This window comes from Azospirillum baldaniorum, from assembly GCF_003119195.2.
Taxonomy (GTDB): Bacteria; Pseudomonadota; Alphaproteobacteria; order Azospirillales; family Azospirillaceae; genus Azospirillum; species Azospirillum baldaniorum.
In genome coordinates this window covers 685,306-700,669 of the sequence record NZ_CP022255.1, presented here as the reverse complement: position 1 = coordinate 700,669, position 15,364 = coordinate 685,306, and the positions used below count along the sequence as shown (strand labels likewise).

General features: G+C 68.4%; 16 protein-coding genes. 14 read left to right on the top strand and 2 right to left on the bottom strand.

Features of this window, described 5'->3' with window-relative positions; all coding sequences use genetic code 11:
* The first annotated feature begins 8 nt into the window (after positions 1-8).
* From nifN to Sp245p_RS25365, 5 genes are all read left to right on the top strand, one after another.
* The gene (gene nifN / locus Sp245p_RS25385) at positions 9-1,394 is read left to right on the top strand and encodes a nitrogenase iron-molybdenum cofactor biosynthesis protein NifN (protein ID WP_014199506.1); all 1,386 of its coding nucleotides are present in this window, start codon (positions 9-11) and stop codon (positions 1,392-1,394) included.
* 17 nt (positions 1,395-1,411) lie between these two features.
* Positions 1,412-1,918, top strand: coding sequence for a NifB/NifX family molybdenum-iron cluster-binding protein (locus Sp245p_RS25380; protein WP_014199507.1), 507 nt, complete (start codon positions 1,412-1,414; stop codon positions 1,916-1,918).
* Position 1,919: 1 nt separating this feature from the next.
* Entirely contained in the window at positions 1,920-2,813 is an 894-nt protein-coding gene (locus Sp245p_RS25375; RefSeq protein WP_014199508.1) for a sugar phosphate isomerase/epimerase family protein, read from the top strand.
* Between the two features lie 130 nt (positions 2,814-2,943).
* Entirely contained in the window at positions 2,944-3,231 is a 288-nt protein-coding gene (locus Sp245p_RS25370) for a NifU family protein (RefSeq protein ID WP_014199509.1), read from the top strand.
* A gap of 25 nt (positions 3,232-3,256) precedes the next feature.
* Positions 3,257-4,840 carry a sigma 54-interacting transcriptional regulator gene (locus Sp245p_RS25365; RefSeq protein ID WP_041814215.1) on the top strand — a complete coding sequence of 528 codons (1,584 nt, stop codon included), beginning with the start codon at positions 3,257-3,259 and terminating at the stop codon, positions 4,838-4,840.
* Here Sp245p_RS25365 and Sp245p_RS25360 read toward each other — a convergent pair.
* Both Sp245p_RS25360 and gloA read right to left on the bottom strand, forming a co-directional pair.
* Positions 4,812-6,218, bottom strand: coding sequence for a bacteriohemerythrin (locus Sp245p_RS25360; RefSeq protein ID WP_014199511.1), 1,407 nt, complete (start codon positions 6,216-6,218; stop codon positions 4,812-4,814). The genes Sp245p_RS25365 and Sp245p_RS25360 overlap by 29 nt on opposite strands.
* Positions 6,215-6,640, bottom strand: coding sequence for a lactoylglutathione lyase (gene gloA / locus Sp245p_RS25355; RefSeq protein WP_014199512.1), 426 nt, complete (start codon positions 6,638-6,640; stop codon positions 6,215-6,217). The genes Sp245p_RS25360 and gloA overlap by 4 nt, the downstream gene beginning before the upstream one ends.
* Positions 6,641-7,013: 373 nt before the next feature.
* Between gloA and vnfD the strand changes: the two genes are divergently transcribed.
* The 9 genes from vnfD (at position 7,014) to Sp245p_RS36320 (ending at position 15,336) form a co-directional block, all read left to right on the top strand.
* Positions 7,014-8,432: a nitrogenase vanadium-iron protein, alpha chain gene (gene vnfD, locus Sp245p_RS25350; protein WP_014199514.1), complete on the top strand. Its 1,419-nt coding sequence runs from the start codon at positions 7,014-7,016 to the stop codon at positions 8,430-8,432.
* The gene (gene vnfG, locus Sp245p_RS25345; RefSeq protein ID WP_014199515.1) at positions 8,429-8,791 is read left to right on the top strand and encodes a V-containing nitrogenase subunit delta; all 363 of its coding nucleotides are present in this window, start codon (positions 8,429-8,431) and stop codon (positions 8,789-8,791) included. The genes vnfD and vnfG overlap by 4 nt, the downstream gene beginning before the upstream one ends.
* 35 nt (positions 8,792-8,826) lie before the next feature.
* Positions 8,827-10,215, top strand: a complete 1,389-nt coding sequence (gene vnfK, locus Sp245p_RS25340; protein ID WP_014199516.1) for a V-containing nitrogenase subunit beta — start codon at positions 8,827-8,829, stop codon at positions 10,213-10,215.
* A gap of 189 nt (positions 10,216-10,404) precedes the next feature.
* A complete protein-coding gene (locus Sp245p_RS25330) occupies positions 10,405-11,295 on the top strand; it encodes a hypothetical protein (RefSeq protein WP_014199517.1) in 891 nt (296 codons plus the stop codon).
* Between the two features lie 40 nt (positions 11,296-11,335).
* Entirely contained in the window at positions 11,336-11,812 is a 477-nt protein-coding gene (locus Sp245p_RS25325) for a NifB/NifX family molybdenum-iron cluster-binding protein (protein WP_014199518.1), read from the top strand.
* Between the two features lie 14 nt (positions 11,813-11,826).
* Entirely contained in the window at positions 11,827-12,660 is an 834-nt protein-coding gene (locus Sp245p_RS25320; protein ID WP_211101766.1) for a phosphonate ABC transporter ATP-binding protein, read from the top strand.
* A 6-nt stretch (positions 12,661-12,666) separates the two neighbouring features.
* Positions 12,667-13,503 carry a phosphonate ABC transporter, permease protein PhnE gene (gene phnE / locus Sp245p_RS25315; protein ID WP_014199520.1) on the top strand — a complete coding sequence of 279 codons (837 nt, stop codon included), beginning with the start codon at positions 12,667-12,669 and terminating at the stop codon, positions 13,501-13,503.
* 29 nt (positions 13,504-13,532) lie between these two features.
* Positions 13,533-14,027 carry a PAS domain-containing protein gene (locus Sp245p_RS25310; protein WP_014199521.1) on the top strand — a complete coding sequence of 165 codons (495 nt, stop codon included), beginning with the start codon at positions 13,533-13,535 and terminating at the stop codon, positions 14,025-14,027.
* A gap of 10 nt (positions 14,028-14,037) precedes the next feature.
* A complete protein-coding gene (locus Sp245p_RS36320; protein WP_014199522.1) occupies positions 14,038-15,336 on the top strand; it encodes a methyl-accepting chemotaxis protein in 1,299 nt (432 codons plus the stop codon).
* The last annotated feature ends 28 nt before the right edge of the window (positions 15,337-15,364 follow it).

The window sequence follows — 15,364 nt, the reverse complement described above, 5'->3', positions numbered from 1 at the left end:
GCACCGTCATGACCGATATCCTCACCCCCGCCAAGCCGCTGAGCGTCAGCCCGCTGAAGGTCAGCCAGCCGGTCGGCGCCTCGCTGGCCTTCCTGGGGCTGGCCCGGACCATGCCGCTGGAGCATGGGGCGCGCGGCTGCACCTCCTTCAACAAGCTGTTCTTCATGCGCCATTTCCGGGAGCCGATCGCGCTCCAGACGACGGCGATGGACCAGACCACCACCGTCATCGGCGCCGACGGCAACGTGGTGGAAGCGCTGCGCACCATCGCGGAGCGCAACCAGCCCGACGTGGTGGGGCTGATCTCCACCGGCCTGTCGGAGATGCAGGGGGCGGACGTCCCACGCACCGTCAAGGCGTTCCGCGCCGCCTGCCCGCAGCACGCCGGCATGGCCGTGGTGCCGGTGAACGCCACCGACACGCTGGGCTGCCTGGAGACCGGCTTCGCCCTGGCGGTGGAGGCCATCGTCGACGCGCTGGTTCCCGAAGGCTGGGAGGCCGGGCAGCGCCGCCGGCAGGTCAACATCCTTGCCCCGTCCATGCTGACGCCGGGCGACGTCGAGGTGCTGAAGGACTGGGTGGAGGCGTTCGGCCTGTACCCCATCGTGCTTCCCGACATCGGCGATTCGCTGAACGGCCACCTGACGGCGGACGGCTATTCCACCCTGACCTACGGCGGGACGACGCGCGCCGACATCGCGCAGATGGGCCGGTCCGCCGCCACGCTGGTCATCGGGCGCTCGCTCGGCCGCGCCGCCGACCGGCTGAAGGCGCGCACCGGAGTGCCGGACCACCGCTTCGATGGGCTGATGGGAATTGAGGCCTGCGACGCCTTCACCCACACGCTGAGCCAGCTGTCGGACCGCCCCGTCCCGCCGCGCGTCGAGCGCTGGCGCGACCAGCTCCGCGACGCCATGGTGGATTGCCAGTTCCAGCTCGGCGCCGGTCGGGTGGCGATGGCAGCGGATGCCGATCTGCTGGCCTCCCTGTCGGTTTTCCTGTCCGGCATGGGGATGGAGACGGTGGCCGCGGTGGCGACGGCGCGGGCACCGGTGTTGGACGGGCTGCCGCTGGACAGCGTCGTGGTCGGCGATCTGGAGGACCTGGAGACGCTGGCGCGCGAGGATCTGGCCCTCAGGGGCGGGGCCGGCATCCTCATCGCCAACTCCCACGGGGCGGAGCCGGCGGCCCGGCTGGGCATGCCGCTGGTGCGGGCGGGCTTCCCGCTCTACGACACCCACGGCGGCCATGCGCGGGTGTGGATCGGCTACCGGGGCAGCCGGAACACGCTGTTCGACCTCGCCAACACCTTCGCCGCCGTCTACCGCGAGATCGCCCCCTACCGCTCGATCTACTGGCAGGGCACGCCGCGCGACCACGAGACCCCGCAGTGAAAGGACAGGGACCAGCCATGATCAGGGTCGCCTTCGCATCGGACGATCAGGCCCAAGTCAACCTGCACTTCGGCGGCGGCGAGCGGTTCGTCGTCTACGACATCCAGCCCGGTTCGGCGGAGCTGCACGGCATCGGAGAGTTCGTCCCGGCCCGCATGAAGGGCGTCAACGCCGAACGCCGGCCCGGCGAGGAAGCCCTGCCGGAGCCCGAGGAGGACCCGGCCCATCCTCCCGAGGACAAGGTGGCGGTGAAGATCGCCTTCCTCGATGGCTGCGCCGCCGTCTATGCGGCGTCGATCGGGGTTTCGGCGACCAAACGCCTGATGGAGGCCGGCATCCAGCCGATCATCGTGGACAAGGGGCACGACATCCTGGACCTGCTGAACGAGGTCAGCCTCGCGTTGGTCCATGGCGGGCTCGGCTGGGTGACGCGCGCCGTGCAGCGCCGGAACGGGGACGCGCCGGGCAAACCCAAGGGGGCGACCATCCACCGCCTCATCACCTCCGTGGAGGAGTTGGACTGACATGAAACCGGCGCTTTGCGACCTTGCCCTGCCCACTGTTGATTCCCATGCCTTGCTGCCGGGCATCCGGGCGCTCGGCTTCCAGGGGATCGAGGTGGCTCCGCACCGCATCGACCCGGATGGGGGTGCGGGGGACAGTCCATCCGCCGCCGCGGTGGAGGCGCACCGCCGAACCATCGGCGCGGCGGGGCTGGCGGTGACCGGACTGCACGCGCTGCTCGCCGGGCGGCCCGAGCTCGGCCTGTTTGGCGATGCGGAGACGGTACGGCGGACCCGCGACCATCTGGTCCGCCTGTCGGCGGTGTGCCGCGACCTGGGCGGACGGACCATGATCCTCGGAGCGGGTGGCCGGCGGCGCGGAGCGCTGTCCTTGAAGGCGGCTTGGCTGGCCGGGCGCGCCTTTCTGGAGGATCTGCTGCCGCGCATCGAGCGGCATGGAACCGTGCTGTGCATCGCCCCGCTGGGCCGCTCCGGCGGCGACTTCGTTCTCAGCGCCGCCGACGCGCGCATCCTGGTGGATGCGCTGGACCATCCGTCGCTCGGCCTGCAGATGAACAGCGCGGCGCTGGTGGACTCCGGCGAGACCGGGCACGCCCCCTTCAACGCGGGGCGCGGGCGGCTGGAGCAGTTCGGAGTCTGCGATCCCGGGCGGACCGTGCCCGACCCGGCCGGACCTGGCCGGCACGCCGACTTTCGCCGCCATCTCGCGACCATCGGCTATGGCGGCTGGCTGACGCTGAAACAGCGCCCGACCGCCGCTCCGTTCGACGGTGTGAGGCGGGGCTGGGCGGTGATGCGGGACGTCTACCTGCGCCAGGACGGCCACGCCTTCGTGCCGCCGCACCGCCCCCAATCCTTCGCGCAGAGGACCTTACCCCCGGCACCCGCCGGCTGATCGCCCGGCCCGGCCGTTTTTCGGGGCGGACGATCTTTTGTGTTGCAACGCAACCATGCGCTATATTTGAATGGATATATCGTCTGGTCGCGCCTGTCATCCGGAACCCATCATCGGAGCGAGACGACCCATGACCACCAGCGTTCTGCCCGCCCCCTCGGCCGCCCTCTCGGTTTCGGCCACGGACGACGACCGCCTGCGCCTGATCGCCGCCGCCATCGAGGAGCTTCGCCCCATGCTTCAGAACGACGGCGGCGACATGGAACTGGTGGAGGTGTCCGGCGACGTCGTGCGGGTGGGCCTGCGCGGGGCCTGCGTCGGCTGCGGCATGGCCGGGCACACGCTGGGCGCCGTTCGACGCCGGCTGGTGGAGGTTCTGGGAACGCACATCCGGGTCCTGCCGGCCCCTCTACCGTAAAGGTCCACGCATGGCGGTGGCGCTCATGGAATCGCGCAGCTTCAAGAAGCTCTACGAGTTCACGGACTGCGAGAGCGGGGAATGCCGGATCAACGTCCTGCCTTTCCTCTACGAAATCAGCCGCATCCTGACCGAGAGCGAGAGTTTGCCCGGCTCGCTGGGCGTGCTGCTGACGCTGATGCGCGAGCGGATGCGCATCCTGCGCGGCATGGTGACCCTGCACGACCGCGAGACCGGCAGCATCTTCATCCATGAGAGTTTCGGCCTGACCGAGGAGCAGCGGGCGCTCGGTCTCTATTCACCGGGCGAAGGGATCGTCGGGCGGGTGGTTCAGGGGGGCGAGGCCATCGTCGTGCCGCGGCTCGGCGACGAGCCCGCCTTCCTGAACCGCACGCAAAGCCGGCCGGCCGCGTCCGACATGGAGCTGTCCTTCCTGTGCGTGCCGATCCGTCACGGCCGCCGCGTGCTGGGCACCATCTCGGCGGAACGCGCCTATGCCAACCGGCGCCTGCTGCAACAGGATGCCGAGTTGCTGGCCACCATCGCGGCGATGATCGCGCCGGCGGTGGAACTCTACATGCTGGAGAACATCGACAAGGTGCGGCTGGAGGCTGAGAACCAGCGCCTGCACAGCGCGCTGAAGGCGAAATACCGCCCGTCCAACATCATCGGCGCGTCCAAGACGATGCAGGAGGTCTTCGCGCTGATCCAGAAGGTGGCGAAGACCAAGGCGACCGTGCTGGTTCTGGGCGAAAGCGGCGTCGGCAAGGAACTGATCGCCAACGCCATCCATTACGAAAGCCCCTGGTCCAACGGCCCCTTCATCAAGTTCAACTGCGCCTCCTTGCCCGAAACCATCGTCGAGAGCGAGCTGTTCGGCCACGAGAAGGGGGCTTTCACCGGCGCCCAGGCGCAGCGCAAGGGCCGGTTCGAATTGGCCGACGGCGGCACCGTCTTCCTGGACGAGGTGGGGGAACTGACGCTGGCGGTGCAGGCCAAGCTGCTGCGCGTCCTTCAGGAAAAGACCTTCGAGCGGGTCGGCGGCAGCAAACCCGTGAAGGTGGACCTGCGGGTGATCGCCGCCACCAACCGCGACCTGCGCGCCATGGTCGCCGCCGGGACCTTCCGCGAGGACCTCTACTACCGCCTGAACGTCTTCCCCATGACCATCCCGCCGTTGCGCGACCGCGGCAGCGATGTGGTCACACTGGCCGACCATTTCGCCGCCCAGTTCTCCCGCGAGGCCGGCAAGCCGGTGAAGCGCATCTCCACCCCCGCGCTGACCATGCTGATGAGCTACCACTGGCCGGGCAACGTGCGCGAGTTGGAGAACGTGATCGAGCGCGCGGTGATCCTGTCCGACGACGAGGTGATCCACGGCTACGACCTGCCGCCGTCGCTCCAGACTTCGGTGGAGACGGGGACCAGCTTCGGCTGCGGGCTGGAGGCGAAGCTTCAGGCGGTGGAGTACGAGATGATCGTGGAGGCCCTGAAGACCCACACGGGCAACATGACCGAGGCTGCGAAGGAATTGAACCTGACCCGCCGCATGCTCGGCCTGCGGATGGAGAAGTACGGGATCAGCTACAAGTCGTTCCGCAAGGGGTGACAGCCCTGCCGGCGGACAGGGCGTAGGGCACATACTGCTGGTCCTCGCCCAGGATGTGGCTGGTCAGCCAGTGGCCGAGGAAGCGGTGCAACGCGTCGCCCAGCCCCGGCGTGAAGGCGGCCATGCGGCGCTGAAGCCCGCGCACCTCGTCCAGAAGCGCGCGGTGAACCGCTTGGTGATGGTCCAGGTCGGGATAGCCGACCCGAGCCAACAATTCCTCCTCCCGCGCGAAATGCAGGGCGGTGTAGCCGAGCAACTCGTCGAGAACGAACTCCACCGCCACCCGGTCACCCTGGTTGTCGCGGTCGGCGATCTGGTTGACCAGCGCCAGCAGCACGCGGTGATCGGCGTCGATGTCGGGGATGCCGGTCTCCATCTCCGCAGTCCATTCGATGGTGCGGGCGGCGTTGCGCGCCGCCAGCACCTCCTGAAGGGCATCGACCACCATCGGGTCGAAATGCCGCCCGGCTTGATCGCGCAGATAGGCCAGAACCTTGTCCTGCGGCCACGGTTCCTTGTAGGGGCGGCGGGAGGACAGGGCGTCGTACACGTCGGCCACCCCGACGATGCGGGCGGCCAGAGGGATCGCCTCTCCCGCCAGCCCATGGGGATAGCCGGTGCCGTCCCAGCGCTCGTGATGGTGTTCCGCAATGGCAGCGGCGAAGCGGAATTGCGGGCTGCCCGCCAGCATGGCGTCGGCCTTGCGCAGGATCTGCGCGCCGCTCGCCGTGTGGGTCTCCATCACGGCGCGTTCCTGCGGGGTCAGGGCGCCCGGCTTCAGCAGAATGGCGTCGGAGATGCTGACCTTGCCCACGTCGTGCAGGATGCTCGCAACCCCGACGTGGCGCAGGAAGTCGTCATCGATCCCGCCGGCGCAGCGGCCCGTCTGCCAGAGCCGGCGGGCGATCTCATGGGCCAGGCGGGCGACGCGCAGCACATGCTCACCCGTCTCGTTGTCGCGGTGCTCGGCGAGGTCGGCCAGGGCCACCAGCGCGATCTTCTGCGACCGTTCGGCCATCCGCTCGCCACGGCGCTGAGCGGTGACGTCCTGCCCGCACAGGGTCCAGCCGCCGCCAGCCACTGGAGTCCCTCCCACCGGAGTCCCTCCCACTGGTGTCAGGGCGAAGGCGGCGATGGTGCCGGTCGGTGACGCGAAATCGTGGAACACACCCGGTGGACCACCGACCCGCGGCAGACCGAGAAAAGCGGTGATCGCCCCCAGCCCTTCGTGACGCCAGCGATCCTCCGGCGCGACCAGCCGCTCCCACAGATCGCGGAACCGCTGGTTGGAGGCGGACAGCCGCCCGTCCGGGCCGTAGACGGCGACCGGATGGGCCAGAGCCTCCAGAAGATCCGCGGCGGCGGTTCCGATGGTCATGCGGCGGCCCGCTGGACCAGCTCGATCCGGTAGCCGTCCGGGTCCTCGATGAAGGCGACGATGTTGTCGCCGTGCTTCTGCGGCTTGGGCGGGCGGGGAACCGGCACGCCCTCGGCGGCCAGCCGCTCGCACAGGGCGCCGATGCCGGACGGCACGCCGATGGCGATGTGGCCGAAGGCCGAACCCTGGCTGTATGGCACCTCCTGCGTCCAGTTGGCGACCAGTTCGATCACCATGGCTGGGGAATCCAGCGGGTCCTCCGCCGTCCCGTAGCCGACATAGGCCTGTGTGAACTGGTTTTTCTTGTGCTCCCGCTGCTGGATCACCCGCATGCCGAGCAGGCGTGTGTAGAAGTCGAGCGAGCGCTCCATGTCGCTGACGCGCAGCATGGCGTGCAGCAGCTTGATATCCGTTCCGGTCATCGTCCGTCCTTGGATGGGGCGTGGGTGTTTCGTGCCTTCCGAAATGAGCAACCGCCATGCCATCCGAAGAGGAGCCAATGTGCATGGACGGATGGGAACCGGACGGCGCACGGATACGAACGGTTGCCGGCGGTTCGTACGTTTTGGAACGGCCCCCTGGAGCGGCGCTTCCGGCCTTCCCCGGTCGATGACGGCGGATTCCGGGGATCCGGGCGTCTGGCACGGGCCGTGCAGTAAAGGAAGCGTCTGACATTCCGTGGCCTAGCCCCCCACAACCCGAGACTCCTGAAACACACGATCAGGCCCGTGCAAGCCGGCCGTCTTCACCCGAACCGAACATTCCCTGCCCATTCCCCGCAAGGAGAGCACTCCCATGCCCATGGTCTTGCTGAAGTGCGACAAGGACATTCCCGAGCGCGAGAAGCATATCTATTTAAAGGCCCCTGACGAGGACACGCGCGATTACCTGCCGCTGTCCAACGCGGCGACCATTCCGGGAACCCTGTCGGAGCGCGGCTGCGCCTTCTGCGGCGCGAAGCTCGTCATCGGCGGCGTCCTCAAGGACACCATCCAGATGATCCACGGGCCGCTCGGCTGCGCCTACGACACGTGGCACACCAAGCGCTACCCGACCGACAACGGCCACTTCAACATGAAGTACGTCTGGTCGACGGACATGAAGGAGAGCCACATCGTCTTCGGCGGTGAGAAGCGGCTCGAAAAGAGCATGCACGAGGCCTTCGACGCCATGCCGGACGTCAAGCGCATGATCGTCTACACCACCTGCCCGACGGCGCTGATCGGCGACGACATCAAGGCGGTGGCCAAGAAGGTCATGGACGCCCGCCCCGACGTGGATGTCTTCACCGTGGAATGCCCCGGCTTCTCCGGCGTGTCGCAGTCGAAGGGCCACCACGTCCTCAACATCGGCTGGATCAACGAGAAGGTCGGCACGCTGGAGCCGGAGATCACCAGCCCCTACACGATGAACTTCATCGGCGACTTCAACATCCAGGGCGACACCCAGCTCCTGCAGACCTATTGGGACCGGCTGGGCATCCAGGTGATCGCGCATTTCACCGGCAACGGCACCTACGACGACCTGCGCAAGATGCACCGCGCGCAGCTCAACGTCGTCAATTGCGCGCGCTCCTCGGGCTACATCGCCAATGAGCTGAAGAAGCAGTACGGCATCCCCCGCCTGGACATCGACAGCTGGGGCTTCAACTACATGGCCGAAGGCATCCGCAAGATCTGCGCCTTCTTCGGCATCGAGGAGAAGGGCGAGGCGCTGATCGCCGAGGAATACGCCCTGTGGAAGCCCAAGCTCGACTGGTATAAGGAGCGCCTGAAGGGCACCCGCATGGCCATCTGGACCGGCGGCCCGCGCCTGTGGCACTGGACCAAGTCGGTCGAGGACGACCTGGGCGTCGAGGTCGTCGCCATGTCCTCGAAGTTCGGCCATGAGGAGGACTTCGAGAAGGTCATCGCCCGCGGACGCGAGGGCACCTACTACATCGACGACGGCAACGAGCTGGAATTCTTCGAGATCATCGATCTCGTGAAGCCGGACGTCATCTTCACCGGCCCGCGCGTCGGCGAGCTGGTGAAGAAGCAGCACATCCCCTACGTCAACGGCCACGCCTACCACAACGGGCCGTACATGGGCTTCGAGGGTTTCGTGAACCTCGCCCGCGACATGTACAACGCCGTCAACAACCCGCTGCTGAAGCTCGCCGCCAAGGACATCCGCGGCGCCAACCGCATCGCCTACAAGGAGGCCGCGGAATGACCACCACGACCGAGTCCCCCACCAACTCCAAGATCGACCAGCTCTACGGCTACGTCCAGGAGCGCTGCCTGTGGCAGTTCTACTCCCGCACCTGGGACCGTCAGGAGAACATCGACGGCGTACTGGGCAAGGCGGCGGAGCTGCTGACCGGGAAGGAGCTGACGCTCGACACCCCGCAGGACCGTCTGTTCTACGCCGACGCCAAGATCATGGTGAAGGATTTCCAGGAACGCTTCCCCTGGATCAGCGAGGCCGGCCCGGCCCAGATCCGCGATCTGCTGAACGGTCTGAAGGAACGGCTGGTCGCCATCGCCATCACCGGTTCCAAGAACCGCGAACTGAGCCACTCCCTCTACTGAGCGGTCCTTCACCGCATCCGAAAGGCATTCCTCCCATGAGTTGCGAAATCACGTCGAAGGACCGGGCCGGCATCATCAACCCGATGTTCGACTGCCAGCCGGCCGGCGCGCAGTATGCGGGCATCGGGGTCAAGGACAGCATCCCGCTGGTCCACGGCGGTCAGGGCTGCTCCATGTTCGTCCGCCTGCTGTTCGCCCAGCACTTCAAGGAGAACTTCGACATCGCCTCGACCTCGCTGCACGAGGAGTCGGCGGTGTTCGGCGGCAACAAGCGGATGGAGGAGGGCGTCCAGGTCCTCGTCAACCGCTACCCCGAGCTGCGTGTCATCCCGATCATCACCACCTGCTCCACCGAGGTGATCGGCGACGACGTGGAAGGCACGATCAACGTGCTGAACCGCTGGCTGAAGGAGAACCACCCGTACCGCAAGGTCCATCTGGTGCCGGTCCACACACCGAGCTTCAAGGGCAGCCACGTCTCCGGCTACGACGAGTGCGTCAAGGCCATGGTCAAGACCATGTCGAAGACCAAGGCCAAGCCGAACGGCAAGCTGAACGTCTTCCCCGGCTGGGTGAACCCCGGCGACGTCGTCCTGCTGAAGAGCTACCTGAAGGACATGGGCGTGGACGCCACGGTGTTCATGGACACCGAGGACTTCGACAGCCCGATGCTGCCGGACAAGACCAACCACACCCACGGCCGAACCACGGTCGAGGACTTCCAGGGCGCGCCGAACGCGGTCGGCTCGATCGCGCTGGCCCGCTACGAGGGGGCGAGCGCGGCTGAGTATCTGCGCGACGAGTTCGAGGTCCCGGCCATCGTCAGCCCGACGCCCTACGGCATCAAGAACACCGACGACATGCTGGAGGCGATCAGCCGGCTCACCGGCAGGGAGATCCCGGACTCGCTGGTGAGGGAACGCGGCATCGCGCTCGACGCCCTCCAGGATCTGGCGCACATGTTCTTCGCCGACAAGAAGGTGGCGCTGTTCGGCCACCCCGATCTGGTGATCGGCCTGGCGCAGTTCTGCCGCGAGGTGCAGCTGAAGCCGGTGCTGCTTCTGCTCGGCGACGACAACAACAAGTACAAGAAGGACCCGCGCATCCTGGAGCTGAAGAACTCCGTGGATCACGACATGCAGGTCGTCTGCAACGCGGACCTGTGGGACCTGGAACGGCGCATCCGCGACAAGGAGGTCGAGCTGGACCTCATCATGGGCCACTCGAAGGGCCGCTACATCGCCATCGACAACAACATCCCGATGGTGCGCGTCGGCTTCCCGACCTTCGACCGGGCCGGCCTCTACCGCAAGCCGACCATCGGCTACAAGGGCGCCATGGAGTTGGGCGAGGCCATCGCCAACGCCCTATTCGCCCACATGGAATACAACAAGAACAAGGAGTGGATTCTCAACACCTGGTAAGAGCCGGGCGTCCGGATCATCGCCGGTTGCCCCCACCCTTCCCACGGCTGCGCCGCGGGCCCCTTCCCTCCCGCGCTGGGCGGGAGAGGAAGCTCATCCCCTCCCCCGCCCAGCGCGGGAGGGTCAGGGTGGGGGCAACGTCCCCCGAAGACCTTCCCTCAAGAATCCTTGCAGCGGAGCGTTCCCCCGATGACGGCGCTCGACGATGCCATCGCCGATTACACGACTCGGTTCGGCGACCGCCTGCGCCGGACCGAACACCGGCAGATCGAACTCTACACCAAGAAGAAGAAGCTGACCTTCGCCGAGGAGACGGATGCCCCGGCGCTTCCCTGCCTGTTCGGCGCCGCCACCGCCTTCATGCTGCTCGACGGGCATCTGGAGGCGGAGAACGAGGAGGCGCTGGAGGGCAAGACCGGCTGGCAGCGCTACCTCGCCCTGCCGCGGATCACCGCCATCGACAAGCTGCTGGCGGAGATCCACCGCATCCTGCGCATCCTGCGCACCGTCATGGTGCACAAGAGCGGACGGCTGGAGGTGAAGGACGGCATCGTCGTCGCCCGCTGCACGGTCAACCGCTGCGCGGTGGCGCTCCACATCACGCCGGTCGGGCTGAACCTGCTGGAATCGGCGGTGGCCTGGTTTCTCGACTCCCGGCGCCAGCCCTACGGCGACGCCTATGTCGAGGCGATGCTGTCGCAGCACTTCACCGACATCGTGGCGGAGATCAAGCGCTTCGCCGACGAGGACCGCATCCTCTACCAGTTCCGCCCGCGCGCCTTCTTCAACCGGCATTACCGCTTCGACTGCGACAACCCGAAACACCGGATCGACGGCGACTGCCTCCGGATCGAGATCGGCCCGCTCTACGCCGACCCGGTGCGCCATCCCATCGACTTCTTCGTCGCGGTGGACGAGGTGCTGCACATCGTGCCGGCGGAGGCGCTGACCGACGGGGCCATCGCGCTGACCGACCTGCCGCGCTGGCGCGCCCGCACGCCCGACGGCCAGACCCTGCCCGCCCATCTGCGCACCCGCTTCGGCCGCGAGACCATGATCGCCGGCCTGCCGATGTGGTGAGCCTTCCTCCTCTCTTCGACTTCCGCCCACGGAGCCGCCCATGAGCGACATCGGACACATCAAGATCGCCCTGACCACCAACAGCCTGACCGACGTCGACGCCGACTTCGCCAGTGCCCGCCAGATGGTCTTCTACGACGTCTCCTACGACAGTTCGGCATTCCTCGACGTGGTGCAGTTCGCCGCCGGCAAGGCGCCGAACGGCGGCAAAGGTCCCGGTGGCGGCGCCGGTTGCTCGGGTGCCGGGGCGGACGACAGCGCGGGCGACCTGACCGACCGGAAAATCGGCGCGCTCGACGGCTGCGCGGTGCTGTTCACCCGCAAACTCTCCGACTTCGCCGCCGTGCGGGTGCGCGACGCCAAGGTCTTCCCGGTGAAGATGGAGCGCGAACGCGAGATCGCCGAGGTCATCGAACAGCTTCAGGCGATGATGAACAAGAGCCCGCCCCTGTGGCTCCGCAAGGCGCTCGGCTACGGCACCCGGAACAACGCCTTCCTCGTCGAAAAGGAAGCGTGAGGAGACGGCCCGGCATGCGGATACAGGGAGTGGGCGCGATGGTGGACAAGGCGGTCCTGCCTCCGGCGGCAACAGCAATGGCGACGGCGCCGGAAGCGGCACCCACGGCCATTGTCGTGGATAACCTCGCCGTCCGGCGCGGCGGGGTCCCGGTGCTGCGGGGCGTGTCGCTGACGATCCCGCAGGGACTCGTCACCGCCGTGGTGGGCCGGTCCGGGGTCGGCAAGACGACGCTGCTCGGCGTGCTCAACGGCTTGGTCGCTCCGGAGCATGGAACGGTGACGGTCGCCGGCAGCGGCCCGTTGGACGATGCCGAGGCGCTGGCTCGCCACCGCCGCCGCACCGCCACCGTGTTCCAGGACCATGCGCTGATCGACCGGCTGACGGCGCTGGACAACGTGCTGCTCGGGTTGGCCGACACGCGCCATCCGCTGTCGCCGCTGCCCTGGCCGCGCGCGCTCCGCCGCCGCGCCGCCGAGGCGCTGGACCTCGTCGGGCTGCTGCCCCGCGCACTGGTCCGCGCCGGGCGCCTCAGCGGCGGCGAGCGCCAGCGGGTCGGCATTGCCCGCGCCTTGATCCGCAAGCCGGACATCCTGCTGGGCGACGAGCCCTTCGCCTCGGTCGATCCGGCGCTGGTGGCGCATCTCGGCCGGGTGCTGCGGCAGGCGGTGGAACGGCAGGGCGTCACCGCCGTGCTGGTCCTGCACCAGATCGAGACGGCCATGGCGCTGGCCGACCGCATCGTCGGGCTGGCCGAGGGGCGGGTCGTCTTCGACGGCCCGGCCACCGCCTTCGACGCCGCCGCCCGCACCGCCGTCTTCGGTCCCCGCCCCATTCTGTCGGAGTGACGCCGCATGGCCAGCCTCGCCGAAGCCACCCAAAATCTGAATGCCGCCGATCTGGACTCCGTCGTCGAGGACGGGCGCCGCCGCGCCGGAAAGACCTTGGCGCAGGTGCTCCTGACCGTCCTGCTCGTCCTCGGCGCCTTCGCCTACACCGGGGGCCTGTCGGCGGAGCGCTACCGCGGCGCCGTCACCACCATCCTCACGCTGGTGGGCGAGTCCCTGCCACCCGACTTCTCACGCTGGTCCAACTGGGGCCGTCCGCTGCTGGAGACGCTGGCGATGAGCGTCGCCGGAACGGCGCTGGGGACCGTTGCCGGGCTGGCGCTGGGCGCGCTGGCCGCGCGCAACACCACTCCGCGCTGGCTGCACGAGCCGGTGCGCCTTCTGCTGAACACCGCGCGGTCCATTCCGGGTCTGGTGTGGGGGGTGCTGTTCGTCGCCTCGGTCGGCTTCGGCCCCCTCCCCGGTGTCTTCGCGCTGGCCGGCCATTCCACGGGCGTGCTCGGCAAGCTCTACGCAGAGATCCTGGAGCATGTCGACCCCGGCCCCGGCAACGCGCTGCGCAGCCAGGGCGTCTCGCCGCTGGGCGTCCTGCGCTTCAGCCTGTGGCCACAAATCATGCCGCGGATCGTCGACGTGACGCTCTACCGCTGGGAACACAATCTGCGCGCCGCCACCACGCTCGGCGTGGTCGGCGCCGGCGGGCTGGGGCTGGAGGTGGTGACGGCCTTCCACCTCTTCGAATACCGCGAGGCGCTGGCCCTGATCCTGGTCATGCTGGCCCTGGTGACCCTTATCAACGTCGCAGGCGCTGCCATCCGCGGCCATTTGCTTCACGGTGCCTGACGCCGCCCATCCGCAGGGGGACCACCACCATGGCCGAGCGCCGCTTCGACCGCGACGAGATCATCGTCAGCAAGACCGATCCCACCGGCCGCATCATCTACGCCAACGAGGTCTTCCTGCGCGTCGCCGGCTACCGCGAACGCGAGGTGATCGGCCGCCCGCACAACATCATCCGCCACCCCGACATGCCGCACGGCGTCTTCCGGCTCCTTTGGCAGACGATCCGCAGGGGCAGGGAATGCTTCGCCTATGTGCTGAACCGGGCGGCCAACGGGGACCACTACTGGGTTCTGGCCCACATCACCCCCACCTTCGGCACGGACGGGACGATCATCAGCTTCCATTCCAACCGGCGTTGCCCGCGTCCGCAAGCCGTTGCCAAGATCGCCGCCCTCTACGCCGAGCTGCGCGCGGCCGAGGCCGGCCGCGAGGGACCGGAGGCCGCCGAGACCGGATACCACACCCTTGTCGACCGGCTGCACCGGGCGGGCGTGAGCTATGACGAATTCGTCTTCGCTCTCTGACCGGTCATCATTGACTGGCGCCCTCTGGTCCGCCGGGCTGACCGCCGCGGCGCTGCTCGCCGGAATTGCCCTGCGGGAGGCCGGCGCGGCGGGGACCCCGGCACTCGCCGGCACCCTGGCCCTTGCCGGCGGCGGAACGATCGCCAGCCTGCTGTTCCTTCATCAACTCAGGCGCTCGCTCACCCGTTCGATCCTGGTGTTGGAGGCCGCGGCTCGCGGCCGCCTCGACATCCGGATCGTCGGCATTGCCGAGAGCGGCCTGCCGGGACGGCTCGATCACGCAATCAACCGCCTGCTCGACCTCACGGAAGCCTTCACCAAGGAGGCCGACGCCGCCATGGAGCGAACGGCCGAGGGCCGCTATTTCCGCCACATCCTGACGGATGGGCTGGTCGGCGACTTCTCCCGCCACGCCCGTCTCATCAACGAAGCCCTGGTTGGCATGGAGCGGCGAAGCGCCGACTTCGCCGGCGAGGCGGCGGCAATCGGGGCGACCGTACGCGGCACCGCGCGCGCCGTGGCCACCACATCCGCCGGACTGGAGGACACCGCCCGCCGCCTGACTGCGGAATCCGCCCTGACGAGCGAGCGGTCGGCCACGGTCGCCGGAGCGGCGGGCGAGGCCTCGGCACATCTCGCCGGAGTGTCCGCCGCGGTTGAGCAGGCATCAGCGGCCATCCGCGCCGTCGCCGCGCGCCTCTGCCAATCCGCCGGGGCGACCGACGCGGCCCGGCGCGCCACCAGCGACTCCGTTGCCGCCATGCAGCGGCTGAGCGACGCGGCGCAGAGCATCGGCTCCGTTGCCGACCTCATCGCCGGCGTGGCGGCGCAAACCAACCTGCTGGCGCTGAACGCCACCATCGAGGCCGCGCGCGCCGGGGACGCCGGCAAGGGCTTCGCCGTCGTCGCCGAAGAGGTGAAGGCGTTGGCCGACGCGACCGCGCGGGCAACCCACGACATCGGAGCACAGGCCATCGCCATGGCCGAAGCGGCCGAGCAGGCCTGCGGCCGGGTGGAGGCCATCGCCGCCATGATCCACCACATCGACGAGAACACGGCCGGCATCGCCGCGGTCACCGAGGAGCAATCGGGCGTCGTCGCCGACATCGCCACCGCGATCCGCGCCACCGCCGCCAGCGTCGACATCATTGCCGGCACCGTGACCGACCTGTCGGCGACCGCGGGGGTGACCGCCGCCGCGGCGCGTGTCGTTCTGACAGCCGCAACCGACCTGTCGGGCCGGACCGCGGCGATGGACAGCGAACTCGACGCCTTTGTCGTCCGCGTCTGCGGGGGCGACCGGCTGTGAGAGCGCCACCCGCCCCGCCCGCAACGCT